At 67.9% G+C, this 688-nt stretch carries 1 pseudogene; it reads left to right on the forward strand.

The features are described 5' to 3' along the window. Positions 1-688: pseudogene (locus I6F37_RS38365) on the forward strand (hypothetical protein); the annotation flags it as partial.

Genomic DNA, 688 nt, shown 5'->3' on the forward strand with positions numbered 1-688 from the left:
CTTCGCGATGACCTCCACTTTCGCCATCAAGGGGCCGCGGGCGTCCGCTGGCAACGTCGGCGTCGTCAGCCAGAGCGGGGGCCTGGGCCAGATCACCGTCATGTGGCGGGCGCAGGAGGCGGGCCTGGGCATCAGCTACGAAGTGAGCTGCGGCAACGAGGCCGATCTCGATACGCTCGATTTCGCGCGCTTCATGCTGCGCTCGGACTCGACCGACGTCGTGCTGATGGCGGTCGAAAGCTTCAAGGATGGCGAGAAGTTCAAGTCGGTAGCACAGGAAGCGGCGGAGCGCGAGAAGCCGATCGTGATGCTCAAGTTCGGGCGCACCGCGGCCGGGAGCCGTGCAGCTGCGTCCCACACGGGAGCGATCGCAGGCGACGACGACATCTACGACGCGGTCTTCCGCCAGTATGGGATCACCCGCGTGCACGAGTGCCACCAGCTCTACGAGACCGCGGTGCTGTTGCGCAAGCGCCGATGGCCCGGAGGGCGGGGCGCGGCGTCGGTCTCGCCGACCGGCGGCAACATCGTGCAACTGGCCGATGCCGGCGCGAGCTTCGGGATCGAGTGGCCGGATTACTCACCGGAGACGCAGGCCGCCCTCGGCCAGTTGATGCCGGGGTACGGCAAGGTGACGAACCCGACCGACATGACTTCCCTCGCGACCGGCGACCGGGCGCTCTATCGC

It is taken from the genome of Bradyrhizobium sp. NBAIM08, assembly GCF_020193935.1.
GTDB classification, from domain to species: Bacteria; Pseudomonadota; Alphaproteobacteria; order Rhizobiales; family Xanthobacteraceae; genus Bradyrhizobium; species Bradyrhizobium yuanmingense.